This is a genomic window from Dyadobacter sandarakinus (genome assembly GCF_016894445.1).
Classification (GTDB): domain Bacteria; phylum Bacteroidota; class Bacteroidia; order Cytophagales; family Spirosomataceae; genus Dyadobacter; species Dyadobacter sandarakinus.
Genome location: NZ_CP056775.1, coordinates 2,745,378 through 2,763,057 on the forward strand (window position 1 = coordinate 2,745,378; position 17,680 = coordinate 2,763,057).

12 protein-coding genes are annotated in these 17,680 nt (G+C 49.2%); 7 read left to right on the forward strand and 5 right to left on the reverse strand.

Annotation, left to right across the window (positions count from 1 at the left end; all coding sequences use genetic code 11):
- Positions 1–216 precede the first annotated feature (216 nt).
- Together HWI92_RS10960 and HWI92_RS10965 are read left to right on the forward strand one after the other, a co-directional pair.
- A complete protein-coding gene (locus tag HWI92_RS10960; RefSeq protein ID WP_204663644.1) occupies positions 217–1,032 on the forward strand; it encodes an oxidoreductase in 816 nt (271 codons plus the stop codon).
- Between the two features lie 5 nt (positions 1,033–1,037).
- The gene (locus HWI92_RS10965) at positions 1,038–1,880 is read left to right on the forward strand and encodes an AraC family transcriptional regulator (RefSeq protein ID WP_204663646.1); all 843 of its coding nucleotides are present in this window, start codon (positions 1,038–1,040) and stop codon (positions 1,878–1,880) included.
- Positions 1,881–1,911: 31 nt separating this feature from the next.
- On the opposite strand, the gene HWI92_RS10970 is transcribed toward HWI92_RS10965, so the two are convergent.
- On the reverse strand, positions 1,912–2,331 hold the full coding sequence (locus tag HWI92_RS10970) for a hypothetical protein (RefSeq protein ID WP_204663648.1): 420 nt from the start codon (positions 2,329–2,331) through the stop codon (positions 1,912–1,914).
- 298 nt (positions 2,332–2,629) lie between these two features.
- Here HWI92_RS10970 and HWI92_RS10975 point away from each other — a divergent pair, with 298 nt between their 5' ends.
- Positions 2,630–3,049 carry a VOC family protein gene (locus tag HWI92_RS10975; protein WP_204663650.1) on the forward strand — a complete coding sequence of 140 codons (420 nt, stop codon included), beginning with the start codon at positions 2,630–2,632 and terminating at the stop codon, positions 3,047–3,049.
- Between the two features lie 29 nt (positions 3,050–3,078).
- On the opposite strand, the gene HWI92_RS10980 is transcribed toward HWI92_RS10975, so the two are convergent.
- The 3 genes from HWI92_RS10980 to HWI92_RS10990 all read right to left on the reverse strand — a co-directional run bounded on the left by HWI92_RS10980 (position 3,079) and on the right by HWI92_RS10990 (position 7,963).
- Entirely contained in the window at positions 3,079–4,239 is a 1,161-nt protein-coding gene (locus HWI92_RS10980) for a helix-turn-helix domain-containing protein (RefSeq protein ID WP_204663652.1), read from the reverse strand.
- Between the two features lie 221 nt (positions 4,240–4,460).
- On the reverse strand, positions 4,461–6,869 hold the full coding sequence (locus HWI92_RS10985; RefSeq protein ID WP_204663654.1) for a TonB-dependent receptor: 2,409 nt from the start codon (positions 6,867–6,869) through the stop codon (positions 4,461–4,463).
- Positions 6,870–7,051: 182 nt separating this feature from the next.
- Positions 7,052–7,963: a helix-turn-helix domain-containing protein gene (locus HWI92_RS10990; protein ID WP_204663656.1), complete on the reverse strand. Its 912-nt coding sequence runs from the start codon at positions 7,961–7,963 to the stop codon at positions 7,052–7,054.
- A 162-nt stretch (positions 7,964–8,125) separates the two neighbouring features.
- On the opposite strand from HWI92_RS10990, the gene HWI92_RS10995 reads away from it, so the two are divergent.
- The 4 genes from HWI92_RS10995 to HWI92_RS11010 all read left to right on the forward strand — a co-directional run bounded on the left by HWI92_RS10995 (position 8,126) and on the right by HWI92_RS11010 (position 14,176).
- The gene (locus HWI92_RS10995) at positions 8,126–9,112 is read left to right on the forward strand and encodes an aldo/keto reductase (protein WP_204663658.1); all 987 of its coding nucleotides are present in this window, start codon (positions 8,126–8,128) and stop codon (positions 9,110–9,112) included.
- Between the two features lie 150 nt (positions 9,113–9,262).
- Positions 9,263–9,562 carry an aldo-keto reductase family protein gene (locus HWI92_RS11000; RefSeq protein WP_204663660.1) on the forward strand — a complete coding sequence of 100 codons (300 nt, stop codon included), beginning with the start codon at positions 9,263–9,265 and terminating at the stop codon, positions 9,560–9,562.
- Positions 9,563–9,632: 70 nt separating this feature from the next.
- Positions 9,633–10,049, forward strand: coding sequence for a hypothetical protein (locus HWI92_RS11005; protein ID WP_204663662.1), 417 nt, complete (start codon positions 9,633–9,635; stop codon positions 10,047–10,049).
- 188 nt (positions 10,050–10,237) lie between these two features.
- Positions 10,238–14,176 carry a malectin domain-containing carbohydrate-binding protein gene (locus HWI92_RS11010; protein WP_204663664.1) on the forward strand — a complete coding sequence of 1,313 codons (3,939 nt, stop codon included), beginning with the start codon at positions 10,238–10,240 and terminating at the stop codon, positions 14,174–14,176.
- A 156-nt stretch (positions 14,177–14,332) separates the two neighbouring features.
- Here HWI92_RS11010 and HWI92_RS11015 read toward each other — a convergent pair whose 3' ends face one another.
- A complete protein-coding gene (locus HWI92_RS11015; RefSeq protein WP_204663666.1) occupies positions 14,333–17,269 on the reverse strand; it encodes a CBM96 family carbohydrate-binding protein in 2,937 nt (978 codons plus the stop codon).
- Positions 17,270–17,680: the final 411 nt, after the last annotated feature.

Here is a 17,680-nt window from a genome sequence, read left to right on the forward strand (position 1 = left end):
GGTTCATCAGAAAAGCTCCGCGCCGATCTGATGAGCCGGGCTTTTTTGTCGGCAATACCTGACGTAACCGGAAAAAATGCATTGTTGCACACTATCACACCTGATAAATTGATGTGGCCTTTTCAGCACACGAATCTGGACTTTTCAACAAACCCGCGCCTGCTTACCTGAGCTACTTTTGTCATATCAATATGAACAAATAAAATCTCAGGCAAAATGAAAAAGACAGCATTAGTAACAGGAGCTTCGGCAGGCATTGGTAAGGCAACGGCTATTTATCTTGCGCAAAACGGATACCGGGTGTACGGTGCAGCGCGCAGGATCGAAAAAATGGAGATCCTGAAAAGCTACGGCATTATACCCGTGGCGCTGGATGTAACCCAGGATGAAAGCGTGACCGCCTGTGTGCACCAGATTTTCCGGGAAGCAGGAAGCATTGATATTCTGGTGAACAATGCGGGTTTCGGACTGGAAGGCGCGATTGAGGATATACCGATGGAAGACGCCCGGTATCAACTGGAAGTGAATGTGTTTGGTGCTATGCGGCTGGCGCAGCTCGTATTGCCGAAGATGCGGGAAAACGGGTACGGCAAAATCGTGAACATATCTTCAGTGGGCGGGAAAATTGCATTTCCACTGGGCGGCTGGTACCATGCAAGCAAATTTGCACTGGAAGCATTGAGCGACAGCATGCGCAGCGAAGTGAAACCATTCGGCATTGACGTGATCGTTGTCGAGCCCGGTGCCACGCGGTCGGAATGGGGCAATGTTGCGACCGATATTCTCATGAAGGTATCGGGCCATACAGCCTATAAAGACCTGGCCGCCAAAACGCATGATGCATTTAACCGGATCAATCAGGATATTGCGGAACCGGAAGTGATTGCCAAGCTGGTCAGAAACGGGATCGAAGCAAAAAGTCCGAAAACGCGGTATACCACCTCACAAATAGCCTCCTCGCTTTTGCTATTTTTGAGGCGGATCCTGTCCGACAAGCAGATGGATAAACTGATCATGAGCCAGATAAAATAGCCGAAATGGAATCGAGCATAATGGAAAAAGTTGTTGTTCAGCACAACTTCCTGTATGCACAGGGGCATCAGAAAACGCAAAGCAGCGAACATTACTTTCCCGACCACGCCCTGGGAATCATGCTTTCAGGCGAATCGTATTACTACTCGAATGAGGGTACATTTATCATGAAAGAAGGCACGATCTGCCTGATGCGCCGGAATGAGTTGTTCAAAAAGCTGAAAAAAGCGGGTCCGAATGGTGAGCCGCCTTCCCTGATCAGCCTGTTTCTGGACCAGAAAACTTTACACCGGTACGCAGCAGAGAATGACATTCCCAGACAAAATGCATACAGGGGAAAGGCCATGACAGATTTGACGGGGGACATGTTTCTGAAAGGATTTTTTGACTCGCTCCTGCCCTATGTGGATCAGCCCGAAAAACTGAGCGCAAAAATCGCGGAAATCAAAACCCGCGAAGCCATCGAGCTGTTGCTACAAAACGGGGATGCATTCCGGAGGCTCTTGTTTGATTTTCAGGAACCGTATAAGATTGATCTGGAAATGTACATGAACCACAATTTCAAGTATAACATTCCACTGTCGTCTTTTGCCAAACTTGCCGGACGCAGCCTGTCCACATTCAAGCGCGACTTTACAAAGATATTTGAAACAACCCCGGAAAAGTGGCTGCAGCAGAAGCGTCTGGAAGAGGCGCATTATCTTATTGCAAAAAGGGAAATGCGCCCGTCGGAGGTTTACCTGGAAGTGGGTTTTGAAAACCTCTCGCACTTTTCATTTGCTTTCAAAAAAACATTCGGTCTGACACCCAGTGAGCTGACGGAACAAAACAGGGCAATGCGGGGCTGACGGCGCGCGGAACTTTGAAAGTGCTGGTAAATTATCTGCTGGCCCGGATTGATGAAATCATTGTATTCCTGCTTTTTCCCGCGAAGTTCAGATACAGCTTACTTCCATTGATGCTGCCGATGTACAACCCATCCTGGTAAACAATGTATTCACCTTCGCCTTTCCGAATATCAAATAAGCCGAGGGGATCTGTGTACGGCGTCCCTCCTGCTGTTCCCTTTCTGAGAATACTGATCTGATACTCATCCATTTTTGTAATGTCCAATGCTGATGTAATATCCACTTTCCCGTCAGGCGTAAGCACAGGAAAACTGAGCGTTTCGCCCTGCATATTGTGAAGGGTTGTAATCTGATAAACCCCGGCAATCTCCGGCAGCATTACCTCGTCAGCATCTTTACGGCATGCGAAAAAAGCAGCGAGTATGACGAGAAACAAAGCAGTCTTTTTCATACAAAAACAGTTTAGCTGCAAATGAAATACATCATACATTAACAGAATATTAAATCACTGCTGATTTGAATGAGATAAACTACAATTGCTGCTTTGAAACATACGGACGAAGCAGGTTCTTTTTGTACATCCTATAACATTCCTGCGCGCTGCTGACTTTTTAAATATTTGTTTTCATTTGACCAGCTTGTACGTTCAGGCAACAGGATGCTGATCGTTTTAGCAGGTACAGCGTACTGGCATTCCGGGCTTAGTAACACTATTTTTAAAACCAATAATCAACCAATCCAATAAGAAGATGGCAAAACAGATATTTATTAATCTGGCTGTAAGTGACCTCAGCCGCTCGGTGGATTTTTACACCCAAATGGGATTCAGTAACAACCCGCAGTTTTCAGACGATTCGGGAAAGTGTATGATCTGGAGTGAGGAGATTTTCCTGATGATTATGACCCATGAAAAGTTTGCATCCTTCGCGACCAAACCCATTGCAGATACAAAATCACGCCTTGCCGGCCTTTTCTCGTTGTCATTAAGCAGTCTGGATGAAGTAAATGCAATCAGCGAAGCTGCCATCAGTGCCGGTGGTATAGAGCCGGTAGGAATAAGGGATTATGGGTTTATGCAGCAACGGACCATCGAGGATTTTGACGGCCATACCTGGGAGCTGTTTTATATGGACATTTCACAATTTCCGGGCGGGCAACCAGCAGAGTAAACTGGAAATGTAATCATGCGCAATACACATTATTGCGTTTGCTGATGCTGAGCCAAAAATTCACCGGGTGACAGGTTATCCTGTTTTTTGAAAGCTCTATTGAATGTAGCTTTTGAATTGAAGCCACAATCCAGGGCAATTCCGAGTAAGCTTAAATGTGCATGGGCCGGCATCAGCACTTGTTTTTTAAACTCCATGATCCGGTAGGCGTTGATGAAGTCATTGAAATTCTTTCCGCTTCCGGCATTGATCAATTGTGAAATCGAGGTGGTATTTAATTTCATCCTTCTGGCTAAATCGGCCAGGGATAAATCCGGGTTCAGATAGGGCTTTTCGGCGTCCATCACGTTCAGTAACTGCTCGTGCAGCCTCTTCTGCTCCGGTGTCAGAACAATGGCTGATTTTGCAGCATCGGCAGCGGGCTGCTCAGGCAAAACAACCGGATCGTCTGAAAAAGCCAGCTGCCGACCGGGCTGGCGCTGGGCATAACCTGTTATACTTACATAGTAAATCAAAACGACGCCCACTAGGTTGTTCCACCAGTCCTCCCAAAAACTCAGGTTCAGCCATAAGTCCAGCATCGTTACCATAAAGTCTGCCGATACCAGCAGTGCAAGGGCAATCAGGAAATTACGGAACCAGACAAAACTTACCGGCTCGGTATTCGAAAATTGATCCTTGATCCACGACTGATAATGCACATAGAGCTGAAATGACCAATAAAGGTACAATAGGTGCTGACCGGTACCGACTACAAAAAACAGGTCATCAAGATGCAGCGGGTTATGGTAGGTATTTTCCCAATAGCGTACGAAAGAAGGGCCTTGTGCAAAAACAATCAGACGGTAGGCAGCATCCACTACAAACAATACAATGTGCGACAGATCTTTCCATTCAAACCTGAAAGTAACGTCGAACTGGCTGCGTAAATAAAAGTAGTAAAGCGGCGGAAGCAGGAACGCCAGTGTTCGCGGGAAAAAATCCAGCTGCTGCCATAATATCTCAATACCCCCAAACCCCAGCATATACACCCAAATATTGAAGCACAATGCAACCAGCACACCTGCCAGCAGCCTGTCCGAAAGTCGCCCCTCTCTGATGCCGCGAAACCAGAACAGCAGGGCATAAATCCACCCCTGTAAAAAGCCGAACAGAAGAATAGACGAATACGCATTGAAGTAAAATGTCATCTGATCACAATATTAGTTTAAGCATACAGTCCGATCGGCTGCTACCTGCCCATCAGTAAAGCCGCGCAGCAAGTGAGCCCGAACAGAAAAGATGAAAACGGGCAGGATTTCCTGTTGGGTCAGCTACCACCCGGTGAGTAACCTGCTTGTTTTGCTTAGGCTAATGCAGGTTGCGGTACGGATGACGACCTATCAAATAGGTTGGACGTCTAGGCATTTCATCACAAATTATCTTTCGTCTTAATACGACTACCCTCTGCATCCGCACGCCGGCCCCGGGCAGCTTCGGAGTCGCTGCGTCCAAATCGGTAGGCAAAGCGCAGGGTTGCCCGGCGACTCTCCCATTTACGATTGATTGAAAACTGCTGATATCCAAAATCTGCAGATTGGCGCCACCGCATGGTATTGAACAGGTCATCGATATGGAATGAAAGCTTACCCTTGTTTTTCAAAACTTTCTTTTCCAGGCTCAGGTTTAAGGCAGCCAGCTTACCAATGCGGTAGACCGTCTGGGTAGTGGGAGCATTACCAAATCCGGAAACCTGCGCAGACCAGCTTTTGGAGATTGTAAAGGAATGCTGCATATATCCTTCCAGCGCAAATGCTTTTTGGTTGAAAGTTTCGGCTTCGGAAAACCTCCCCCGGAAACGGTTCCATGTTGCCCCGGCATACACGTAAATGTTCCACCATTTAGCCACCTGAAAAGGCGAACTGGCCGACAAACTGAGGGCATTGACCGTCCCTGCATTCGCCACGGTCCGATAAGCCGTCAGCTCCTGCTGCCGGAAAACATCGGTAGAAAAGCCTTCTGTATGACCATACGACAGCTTTACATTAGTTGCCCATTTGTAGGTGTAGCTGAGCGCTGCGTTATCGGTATAGGCAGGTTGTAAAAAAGGATTACCGCGCTGGCTGGTGTAGGGATCAACCTGGTAAATAAAAGGGTTCAGATCCTGGTAGTTGGGCCGTCCGATGCGGCGGCCGTAGGTCATGCCCAGCTGCACGTTTTCAGAAGCCTGATACTGCACGAACCCGGTCGGGAACAAGTTCAGATAGGCGGTATCAGGCCGGCTGATCATGCTTCCGAGAAGATCCATTGACCGCCCCCTGGAAATGGTCCGCTCAGCCCGAAGCCCGGCCTGCATCGCCCATTTCCCTGCCATATGGTTCAGGGAAGCGTAGGCTGCACTGACAATTTCGCGGTAGGTGAAGCGGTTGGTTCGGTTTACATCAGGCTGCATCTCCGCTCCGTTAAATGCCAGCAAAGCATTGTCGGTGGCAACATCGGTGTGTTTGAAGCCGGTTTCCAGTTTCAGGTGCCTGGATTTCCATTCTTTAACAAGATCAGCCTGAATGGTCCCGATCCTGATTCCGGTATTTGCGTCAAATCTGACCTGGCGCGTGAACAAAGGCATCCGGTCCGCATTGAAATATTCACTGGCGATAAGACTTGGAGAAACATTGCTGAAACGGGTCAGATCGGCACCGACATTCAGTTCCAGGCCAAGTGTATCGGCATACCGGTAGTTCATCACAACATAGATGCGGTTATGATGATTTGGATTGAAAACGTGGTTTACAATGCTTGAATCCTGATTTCCTTCCTTGTTGACCAGCCGGGTATTCGTATGTGTCCCAAACCGGTTGTAAGCCGTATTCCCCGAAACATTCAGGCTGATCGTTTGCTTGGGATTCAATGTATAGTCAATCCCGGTTTTATAAACAAGTGCCCGCGTAGCATCTGTATCATAGCCTCTCTGCAGAAATTGCAGGCTATTTGCATTGCGGTCCAGCAGTACTTTTGTGATCTGATCATTATCACTGGCCGACACATTGCCATAAACGTTGAGCGATTTAGAACGGTAAGTGAGGTCAAGTGCCAGATTGGCCCTGTGGTGCGCGCTTTGTCCGTAGCTGCCTGAGATGTTGCCGTTCAGGCCCGCATTTTTATTTCTGCGAAGACGGATGTTGATAATGCCTGCGCCGCCCTGCGCGTCAAAACGGGAAGATGGATTTGAGATCAGCTCAATATTGTCAATGTTGGCGGCGGGGGTACCGCGCAAAAAATTGGCCAGGTCAGCTGGTGAAAGATGGGTCGGCTTGCCGTCAATGAACACGTTCACACCTTGTTTGCCCCCCATCCGGATCTGATCATTGGGATCGATCATCACACCGGGTGCCTGCTGCAAAAGCTCGTAGGCTGTTTTGCTCTGGGCAGTCTGATCGGAGGAGATGTTTAGTACGGCCTTGTCAACAAACTGCTCAACCGCCGGCTTTCTGGCTTTCACGATTACCGCTTCAAAAGTCTGCTGCAAGGGTAACAGCATCAGCGGCTCCGACTCCCAGTTCTGCCCATGGCTAATCGTAATCAGCGGCCCTGATGTACTCTTCATCCCGACTGTTGAAGCCTGAAGGTAATAAGTCCCGGGTTTTAGCTCCGTGAATGCATACCAGCCCGATTCACTGGCGATTGTGGCTTTTACGAGCGAAGAGTCCGCTGCGCTGATCAGTTTTACAACAGCAAAAGACGCTGCCTGGCTGCTGTCGTCCAGAATACGCCCGGTGATCATTTGCGCATGTAAGGTAAGTGTTGCAAAAAGCAAAATGAGTGTACTCTTTAAACGTGCCATATCTGAGCCTGGTTATCGTTGGATAATAGCTCAAAAGTGGCAGTCCGGCCCCGCTGATTCGCCTCGGTAAAGATTTGAGACGGCTCAAATCATCATTTGAGACACTTTGCAGGCAGAAAGTACTGCAAATAAGCAGATGTGGTCACTCTGGCATTGAGGATCAAGAAAACGTGTGGGGCAATTTAAAGTAAGCTTGTTCCATGCATCAGCCGGTAGTCATTCGGCGTGACGCCTGCTTTTTGTTTGAATAAACGGGTAAAATGCTGAGGGTACTTAAAACCGAGTTCATAGGCGATTTCGCTGACCGATTTATTCCGGTCAAACACCCGCTCTTTGGCCAGGTCTATCACTTTGGACTGAATGTATTCCTGAGCCGATCTGCCGGTTTCTTTCTTCACCAGGTCGCCAAAATAGTTGGGCGACAAATGCAGGGCTTCGGCGCAATAGGTCACGGAAGGCAAGCCTTCGTTCTGCGGTTTGTCGGATAAAAAATAACCGTTCAATATGTACTCGAAACGTTCCAGGATTCCCTGGTTGGCATTGTCGCGTGTGATAAACTGGCGGTCGTAAAAACGGATGCAGTAATTAAGCAGTAACTCGATGTTGGATGCAATCAGTAATTTGCTGTGCTTGTCTATATTCTGATCCAGTTCATACTCGATTTTAGAAAGGCAGTCAACCACGATGTTTTTCTCTTTATCCGACAGGTGAAGTGATTCATTTACATTATACGAAAAAAAAGAATAATCCTGGATGTGCCTGCCCAATGGTGTACCGTTGATCAGGTCGGGATGAAAAAGCAATGTCCAGCCTTGCGGGATAAAGGCTTCTGCGGCGGGTTCCACACCTAATACCTGGCCGGGCGCAACAAATACCAGACTTCCTTCCTGGTAGTCATAATGCTTTCTTCCATAGCGCAGCTGGCTGCTGTGCAGCTCCTTCAGGCTCACCGCATATAAACCAAAGTTAAACGACCCGGCGGGTATAGGCTTTGCTTTCGCCAGGTCGATCACCGCAACCAGGGGATGTTTGGTAACTAAGCCCCGCATGGCATTGTACTGCGCGACGCTGTCCAGTTTTACGATCTCTTCCATGTCTTATCCTTTTACCAAAACAAAATTACAGGTTCTCCCAAGGCATTACCATACCCGTCTTTCCAATCAGTGATATTGGTAGGAAAACCTGTAATCTGTATACAAAACAGGCCCGCCTTCCTCCTCAATTTTGCAGCAGAAACATAAAAACAGCAACGCATCATGAAAACACGACAATTAGGAACCTCTGGATTATACGTGTCCGAACTGGGTTTGGGCTGCATGGGCCTCAGTCACGGTTACGCCAACCAGCCCAGCCGGCATGAAGCCATCCGCGTACTGCGCGACGCCGTGGAACAGGGCATTACTTTCTTTGATACGGCAGAGGTTTATGGCCCGTATACCAACGAGGACATTGTGGGAGAGGCGCTGGAACCATTCAGGGACAAGGTGGTGATCGCGACGAAATTCGGATTCAAAGACGGATCGAATGCCGGACTCGACAGTCGCCCGGAGACCATCCGCAAGGTGGTGGAGGCGTCGCTCAGACGTTTGCGCCTGGACACGATCGATCTCCTGTACCAGCACCGGGTGGATCCTTCCGTGCCTATGGAAGATGTGGCCGGTACCGTGAAGGACCTCATTGCCTCGGGTAAGGTGAAGCACTTCGGGCTATCGGAAGCCGGGGTTGCGAACATCCGCAAAGCCCATGCCGAGCAGCCTGTTACGGCGCTGCAGAGCGAGTACTCCCTTTGGTGGCGCGAACCTGAGGAAAAGGTTTTTCCCGTACTGGAAGAACTCGGGATCGGTTTTGTACCATTCAGTCCGCTCGGGAGAGGTTTTCTGACGGGCAAGATAAAGCCGGACACCACCTTTGAGAAAGAAGACGGCCGGAGTTATTTCCCCCGTTTTCAAAAAGAAAACATGGAAGCAAACCTGGCCTTTGTGGAAGTGCTCACCCGGGTTGCAACCGAAAAAGACGCTTCTACCGCGCAAGTGGCACTTGCCTGGATCCTGGCACAAAAGCCGTGGATTGTGCCGATCCCGGGCACTACCAGGCCGGAACGCCTAAAAGAAAATATCGGTGCGGCGGATTTGGAGCTTTCTCCCGCGGAGCTAAGCATGATCACCGAAGGCGCCGACCGCATTGAAGCACAAGGCGGCCGGTATCCCGAAAGTCTGGACAAGGCGATAGACCGGAAAGCATAGGCGATTACGTCATAATGCCGGTCTTTATCATCTCATCTGTTCTTTAATTTTCATCATCAAAAATGAAAACTAGACAATAAGGAAACTTAGGGCTAAAAGTGTCCGAGCTGGGTTTCTGCTGCATGGGACTAAGCTACGGCCCGGCCACCAATGGAAACGACGCCATCGCACTTATTCGCAAAACTTACGAATCGGGCATTAGTTTTTGACCCCGTAGAAGCATATGAACAAGCTGTCAATAAACAGCTGGTAGGAAAAGCATTGCACTATGCACGTGATCAGGTAATCATCGCCACCCAGTTCGGCTTCAAAAACGGCAGGAATACAGAGGGTCTGGATAGTCGCCCGGAGCGCATCCGGCAGGTAGCAGAAAATTCGCTCCGACATCTGGAAATTGATTTTATTGAAAAATGCTATCCCGCCAGCATGTCGGGCCTGCAAGTCAGGTAAGCAGGTTGAAGTACGGATATCCCTTCCAACCAAACCGCCTCGATACGCATCCTTTCAGAAACATCAAACTATGAAACAATTATTATTATCATTTAGCCTGCTTCTGGTTCTGTTTGCGTGTAAAAAGGACAGCCCGACACCTGAGCCGGAGATTAAGGATATTGTTGGAAAATGGAAGGTTACGGCTCATGAACAAAAGGTAAATGGAACCAACAGCTGGGTTCCGGTAAATGGGGCTCCCTACTACCTGGTGATCAGGAACGATGGCCTCATACTCGATTTGAATGGCTGCCCGAATTGCGCTCCAAAATCGTACTATGTGAACGGAGTACTCTTTGAAGCTAAACAAAAGGAACCAGTAAGCTCCCAATGCCCGATTGTTGATTGTATTGGCTGCGCAACATGGGATATTGATCAAACCGGCGATGAGCTCATCGTCACACTTTGTGACCCTACCGGTACGAGGACAAAGTATATCCGGGAGTAATTCTGAAGCCGAAAGCGCCCGTTTTCCTTTCTGCCTTCCCCCACCCTGCGGTTCGGAAAATCCTGTGTTATCCTTTGTCCGGGAATATTTATTGAATCGCAATCGTATTTTCCTGAAGATAAAGCAGTATGTAGCCGGGTATAATGTCTAATGACATTCGAAACCATATTTTACCTGAACTACTACATATGAAGAATCTTCTACTGCATGTTCAATTCGTTTTGATTTGCCTGGGTATCTCGGGCAGCCTTTTAGCCCAGCCGGCCATACAATGGGAAAAAACCCTGGGAGGCGCACAGTCTGACAAGCTTACCGCCATCAAACAAACGCCTGATAAAGGGTTTATTGCGGTTGGTCAATCACAGTCGGGCAAAAGCAGCGACAAGACGCAGGATAGCTACGGAAGCGATGATCTGTGGGTTGTCAAAACATCAGCCGACGGAACCAGGCAATGGGATCTGACCCTTGGCGGCTCGGGCGCTGAAATAGGCGCATTTGTGGAGCTTACCCAGGATGGCGGATACATTGTGGGCACAACATCCACCTCCGGCATAGGTCCTGTAAAAAGCCAGCCTGCCTACGGTACAGACCCACAGGAAATGTACGATTACTGGATCATCAAACTAAGCGCAAGCGGTGCTATCGAGTGGGAGAAAACCATTGGCGGACCCGGGCGGGATTTCCTTGAATCGTTGAAAGCTTCCGGGGATGGAGGCTATATACTGGGAGGCAGATCCAGATCGCCCATCGGCGGCAACAAGACCAAAGCACCTTATGTATTGTATTATGGCCAGGTGTATGCCTATGACCATTGGATTGTAAAGCTGTCATCCGTCGGGAAAGTGCAATGGGACCTTGTACTCAGAAGACAAAAGGCTGAGTATAATCTTGACAGCTATGGTACAAAGGTCGAGCTGGATTTTGATGGCGGCTACGTTGTAGGCGGGTATCAGGGGCCCGAGGAAAATTATCTGGGAGACTACTACCTTGCCAAGCTAAACCGGAATGGAGTAGTGCAGTGGCAAAAGACCTATGGTGGTCCCCACTATGATCAACTCGAATCTGTACTGCCGATTAATGGTGGGGGATATCTGCTGGGAGGATGGTCTTACTCGGGTATCGGAGGGGACAAAACCCAGCCCAGCAGTTACGGACAGCCTGACTACTGGGTCATTAAGACCGACGAGTTCGGAAATAAATTGTGGGACAAGACCTATGGCGGATCGGGCGACAACCGGAGTTACCTGCATGCCATGGCCCAGGCAAGTAACGGAGATTTCCTACTGGGAGGAGCCTCAACAGCAGGTACAGGGCGCCACAAGTCACAACCTTCAAGAGGATCGGATGATTTTTGGCTGATTAAAATAAACAGAGAAGGCACAAAAATCTGGGACAAAACCATCGGTGGAACAGGGAGTGATAACCTCAGCGCACTCATGGTAACTGCTGACGAAGGCATGATTATAGGCGGCGTTTCCAATTCACCTGCAGGCCCCGAAAAATCTCAGGACAGCCGTGGAGGAAACGATTTCTGGATTGTAAAACTAGCCCGCGAACAACCGCCCATCCCCGATACCCCGCTGCGTATCAATGCCGGCGGTGCGGCTTTCACTACTGCTACCCAAAAACTGTTTATTGCCGATCAGTACTACTCCGGTGACGACCGCGTCAGCTCCATTGATTCCGGAGACATTCTGAATACAACCAACAACGTGCTTTACCGTTCAGCCCGCTGTTCGCCTGCGTTCAGCTACAATATTCCGGTTGTGAACGGCACAATGGATGTCATATTGCACTTTGCTGAAACCTACTTCGGTGCTCCGGGTAAAAAGGGAGGTGTAGGCAGCAGGCGGTTTCATGTTAACATAGAAGGCTACCGGTATCTGACCAACTACGATATATTTTCTGCAGCCGGCGGAGCTATGCGTGCTACTTCAATCGGATTTAACGTCGCTGTAGCAGACGGAATGCTCAGCATTGATTTTCTGAGCGGTGTGGCTGATATGCCCAGAGTTTCTGCCATTGAAGTAATCCAGATAACCCCTTACTGTACGGTAGGCAATTTGAAGACGCAGCAGGATGTTAATGCTTTCCGGTCTACATATAACGACTGTAAGGTGCTAAAAGGGGATCTGACTATCAACACCACCAATATTTTAAACCTGGACCCCCTGAGTAATTTAAACACCATCACAGGATCTGTCCGGATCAGCCATAACCCGGACCTTACCAGCCTTGCAGGCTTATCTGGTTTGCAGCAAGTGGGTGGTGAAATCATTATTGAAGACAACAGCAAACTTGCTACCCTGCAAGGCCTCGAAAACCTTACAAGCGTGAAGGGCGACGTACGCGTGGTTAGCAATCAGATCCTGAACAGCATCAGTGCTCTCAGCGGCCTGGTCACCATCCCTGGGTCTTTGTCAGTCGGGACCAATCCTGCTTTGACCAGCCTGAAAGGACTGGATAACCTCACTACGGTCCAGGGAAGTATTTCCATTGCAGCGCTCGACCTTGTGCCGGATCTGAAACCATTGAGTAAGCTTACCAGCATAGGCAACTCTTTCCTTCTTGTCAAAAACAATTTACTCAATGACCTTACCGGACTTCAGAACCTGGAAAGTGCAGGGCAGAGACTGGAAATAACGGGCAACAGCAACTTGCTGAGCCTTTCCGGATTAACAAAGTTGTCCTTTGTACAAACCATCAAAGTCGACAATAATCCAAGGCTTTCGGATTGTCTGGTACAAGCGGTATGCAGCAGAATAGGAACCGATGCATTGAGCATTTATTCAAATGCGCCTGGCTGTAATACGATTGCAGAGGCAGGCTATGCATGCTCCTCGCCGTCAACGACCGTCCGTATCAATGCCGGCGGAATTGCTTTTATGACTGCTACCAAGAAACTCTTCAGTCCCGATCAGTATTATGCAGGTATTGACCGTACCAACTCCATTGCAGGCGGCGACATTCTGAACACGACCAATGACGTGCTTTACCAGTCTGCCCGCTCCTCCCCTGCTTTCAGCTACAACATCCCGGTTGCCAGCGGCACCGTATATGTGACCCTGCATTTTGCTGAAACCTATTTTGGCACGCCCGGTAAAGAAGGCGGCGCGGGCAGCAGACAATTTCACGTCGATGTGGAAGGCAGCCGGAAGCTGACCAATTATGACATTTTTGCGGCAGCCGGCGGCGCTATGCGTGCCGTGCAGCTGACCATCCCGGTTACGGTGACGGACGGTTTGCTCAACATTGATTTTCTCGCCGGAGCGGCGGATCTCCCCAGGGTTTGCGCCATTGAAGTGATTGCTCCAACCCTCACGCTCAACACCGTTGCCGACGCGTACGTGCGGGACGGGCGTTACCGTGAGGCCAACTATGGTAACAATTCGGCTCTGGAAGTGAAAACCTTTTCCAGTGATCCCTCGGTATTCCGCTCTTCTTACCTGAAATTCAATGTGCCGGTAGCTACCACCGTTGTCTCCGCCAGGCTTCGTGTTTACGGGCACAATCATGAAGATGCCAAGAGCATTCCGTTACATGCCTATGGCATTGACGATGACAGCTGGACAGAAGAAGGTATCAACAAAAACAATGCACCCGCGGCATCCACACCCTCTCTCGGATTTACGGCCGTAAATGCCATATACCAATACTACGAGATCGATGTGACCAGCTATGTAAAGGCGCAGCTGCAATCAGGAAATCCGCAGGTGAGCATGCTGCTGAGTGATCCCGGCAACCGCAATACCAGGCTGATCTTCAACAGCCGGCAAGCAGGTTCCCATCCGCCGCAGCTTTTCATTCAGTCTGTCAATACCGGTGCACGGATGGGCCAGGATGAGCTTGCGTCAGCAGTGCCGGAAAAGCAGCATTCGACGGTTTACCCGAATCCTGCCAAAGATCACTTTACAGTTTCAATATCGTCCGATCATGGGGGCGCAGTTTCGTTTGAGCTGGTCAATGCGTCAGGAAAAAGCCACCCTATCCCGGCACCCCGGAATGCAAATCCCGGCGAAGACGCCCGGGTGGATCTGGCCGGCAGGTCGCTGAGTGCAGGCATGTATCTGCTGAAAATAAAATCGGATGCATTAACCGAAAATGTCAAAATGCTGATAACAGAATAGTACGCTTAACCTAACCCGAAATGCAAACAAGCCGCTCATCCCAGAAAGATGAGCGGCTTGTCTTTGTTAAGCTGAAAATTCCACTAACCTAAACAATCCGGTTTTAGAATTTCTAAAATCATCCAGAACCTGATTGGGTACAGTATTGAATGTGAACTATTTGACTAAAAGAATTCTTAGAACTTCCATCTCGGTTACCGACTGCACTTTCAGCAGATAGATGCCATTTTGTAGCGAAAGGTTCGAGATATTCACTTCCTGCACCGGCTGGTCCGATGCGGGAAGTTCAATGCTTTGTCCCAGCTCGTTACTGATATTTAAGGAAACTTTCCCCTGATGTTTGTCCGATAATTTGAGCATAAAATGTCCGGATACAGGATTCGGATAAATGACCGAGCTTTCTTTTTCCTGAATGGTGACGACTTCTTCTTCCACTGCACCGGTACGGATATTATTCAAATACAATCCGCTCGTCTGGATAATCAGCTGCGGTGCAAGTCCCGACGGATTCTCCCGGCTGTGGAACGTCAGCTTGCGGTTTCTGGCACTCGGATTTTTAAGGATGATGCTGGTTAATCCTCCCCCTTTCTGCGCGGACTTGGACCTGGCTCTTACAAATGCAGTAACATCCAGTTCATAATAATTGAGCGTCGTCGAAACATCCACGGTACTCAGCGCCGCATTGGTTTGTATGGGCGCATTTTTCCAGGTGATTCCGGATTCCGTCCAGCTGTCGTCCTCAATCCCGTAGGCAGAAAGATTTATTGCAGATCCGGTTTCTACATTATTTCCATAGATGCGCAGCTTGGCAGAAATGATCTCGTTGATGGATACAAACGGAAATTTCAGGTAAGTATACCGGTCAATGCTGCTTCCAGTGCCTGATTTTACATCAAGCAAGGTTGAGCTGCCGAAATTCTGGCTGGCAAATTCATCAGCCCTGACGGTCGCATCCTCTGCCGCAGTCACTTCAATAATCCTGGTATATTCTTCCAGTGGCACCATTTCAATGGCCGAAATAGTCGGGAGGTCGGCTGCGCCTGTTGTGAGATCAATGTTCATCCTGCCATCGGTGATGGTAATCGGCAGCTCGAAGCGGAATACACGCATGGGCGCGACGGTAAATGCAATGATGTCAAAATTGGTATACCTGCGCTGACCCTCAATATTCACATTAAAAAGCCGCTGACGCTCGCCCAGCGGCTTCCCGCCTGGCGCTCCAAAATAGATTTCTGCAAAATGCAGCACAAGCATGTACTGACCATTGGGTGCCGGAATATCGTAGCTGATAGCGGCAGAAGTCCTCGCATTCCGGTACAGCTCATCATCGGTTGTTCCAAGAATATCACCCGTTACACTACTTACCCGATCCACGCCGCTGTAATACCGGTCCGCACTGAAAACGCGGCCGTCAGCGGCGGTAAAAGCCTTTCCTCCGGCATTGATCCGGACTGCCCGGCCCGAAATGGCTGGTTGCAAGACCATGGTAATGTCAAGGTCTACCCCGACGAAGCCCGGCGCACTTGCCTTGATGCGCACCTGGTAAGTTCCGTAGGCAAGGTTTCCCGGATTCACCCGGAAAGAGACGGTTCCCAATGCAGCTGGTGGCAAAATCAGCCAATCGGCCTTTGAAAGTTTGGTAAATGTCACAGCCGGCGAGCCGCCCGAAGTGTTTAGCACCAGCGTCTGGGCAGGTGGCGATGGTGAACCGACCCGGGCAACAAAATTCAACGCATTAGCTGAAAATGAAAGTTTATTATCTGCCCTGTCCGGGGCAAATCGCAGCAGCCAGCAATCATTGCTTCCCCGATGAGTTGTGGTTTTGTCATACTCCATGTGTGAATCTGTCACGCCACCAATGAGGTAACCGCCGTCTTTGGTGAGTTCAATGCTGGTCGGCCGGTCTGTACCGCCGCCGCCCATTGTTTTGTCCCATTCCCTGACACCATTGGGCGATAACTTGACCATCCAGAAATCTTCGAAAACTCCGCGAACGTCCTCACTCTTATCCGCATTTGACTTGCTGACCGACGCACCTGCCAGAATATATCCCCCATCCGGTGTTTGCCGGATACAGGCAAGCTCGTCTGAATTGTAGGGGGCTGTGCTGGTCCTTCCTTTTACAAACCGGCTCCAGACAATATTGCCGCCTGCATCAAGTTTCAACGCATGCATGCCCAGGCGTCCCTCTGACGTCCGGAGCCCTAAAATATAACCACCGTCTTTGGTCTGAAAAGCTTCCACCAAGTAAGAGCCCGGATAGTTTTGGGGAACCGCTTTTTCCCACTGCTGATTTCCGTTTTGGGAAAATCGGTACAAGGCATTATCCCCGGCAATCAGAAATTCACCGCCCGCAGTCAGGCTCACGTTGCGGAGACGATCGATATACACCGTGCCCAGGGTCTTATCCCATTGTTTGGTGCCATTTGCCGACAGTTTTACGATCCATATATCGTCATCAACATCCCTCCCCAATCTTGCTTCCGACTTATCTGCACCTTTTGTTCCGGTGGTATAGCCACCCAGTAAAATACTATTGTCGGGTGCCAGCACCATGGAAGTCATGATATCATTGCTGGTGCTGCCAATGGTTTTGTCCCACAACTTGGTACCATTGGAGGAAATTTTAATTACCCAAAAATCCCCTTTCTGTTCAATGGCACCGCGGTCATTTTCGGATTTGTCGCCACCCGCCTCCGAGTCTGAGGTGCCGGCGAGAATGTACCCGCCGTCGGAAGTCTGCTGTACGCCGACCAGCCTGTCATTTTCAGTTCCTCCGAACCTTTTGTCCCATTGCCGGGTACCATCGGAGGATAATTTAACAATCCAAAAATCGAATTTGCCTCTGCTCGCCTGGGACTTGTCTACACTGACACCCGATTCCGAACTTGCGCCGACGAGCATGCCTCCGTCCGACGTCGTGATTACCTTACTTAATTCGTCGTTTTCGGCGCCGCCGAGCGTTTTATCCCACAGGACAGCCGGCTGTGCAAAGCCAGTTTTGGAGAAGCCAAGGAAAACCAGCGCAAGCAAAATAACGAGCTGATAAATTCGGGCGACATGCCGTTTGTGATGAAGTACAGTTAATTCCATAAGAATTCTTAAGTAATGTTGAAAAAGATGTTTGATGAGTAAGAATAATGCGGAAGCGGAAAAGATGCGGCTACTTACCAGCCTTAATATGCGTTAAGTTACCATTATTTATTTATATAGTTATAAACATTGACATATCGGAAGCAAATGCTGGTTGGGCTGATAGGTGTGGCACACGTGCAGATTCGGATGACATTAGGATTGCACAGGACAGGCAACTATCTCACGCCCCGACCCATTGAAATTACCCTTGCCAGCTTCAACAAATTAAGTACCCTGTCAAAACCTGTAAGTACAATCCTCCCATTTAACCCAACCTCTGCAAGGATATCAGAGTATATTCTAATGCATGCGCTGGTAATGTTTAATTAACGTGGATGTTTTTTCATACCTGCACATTCCTCCGGCTGT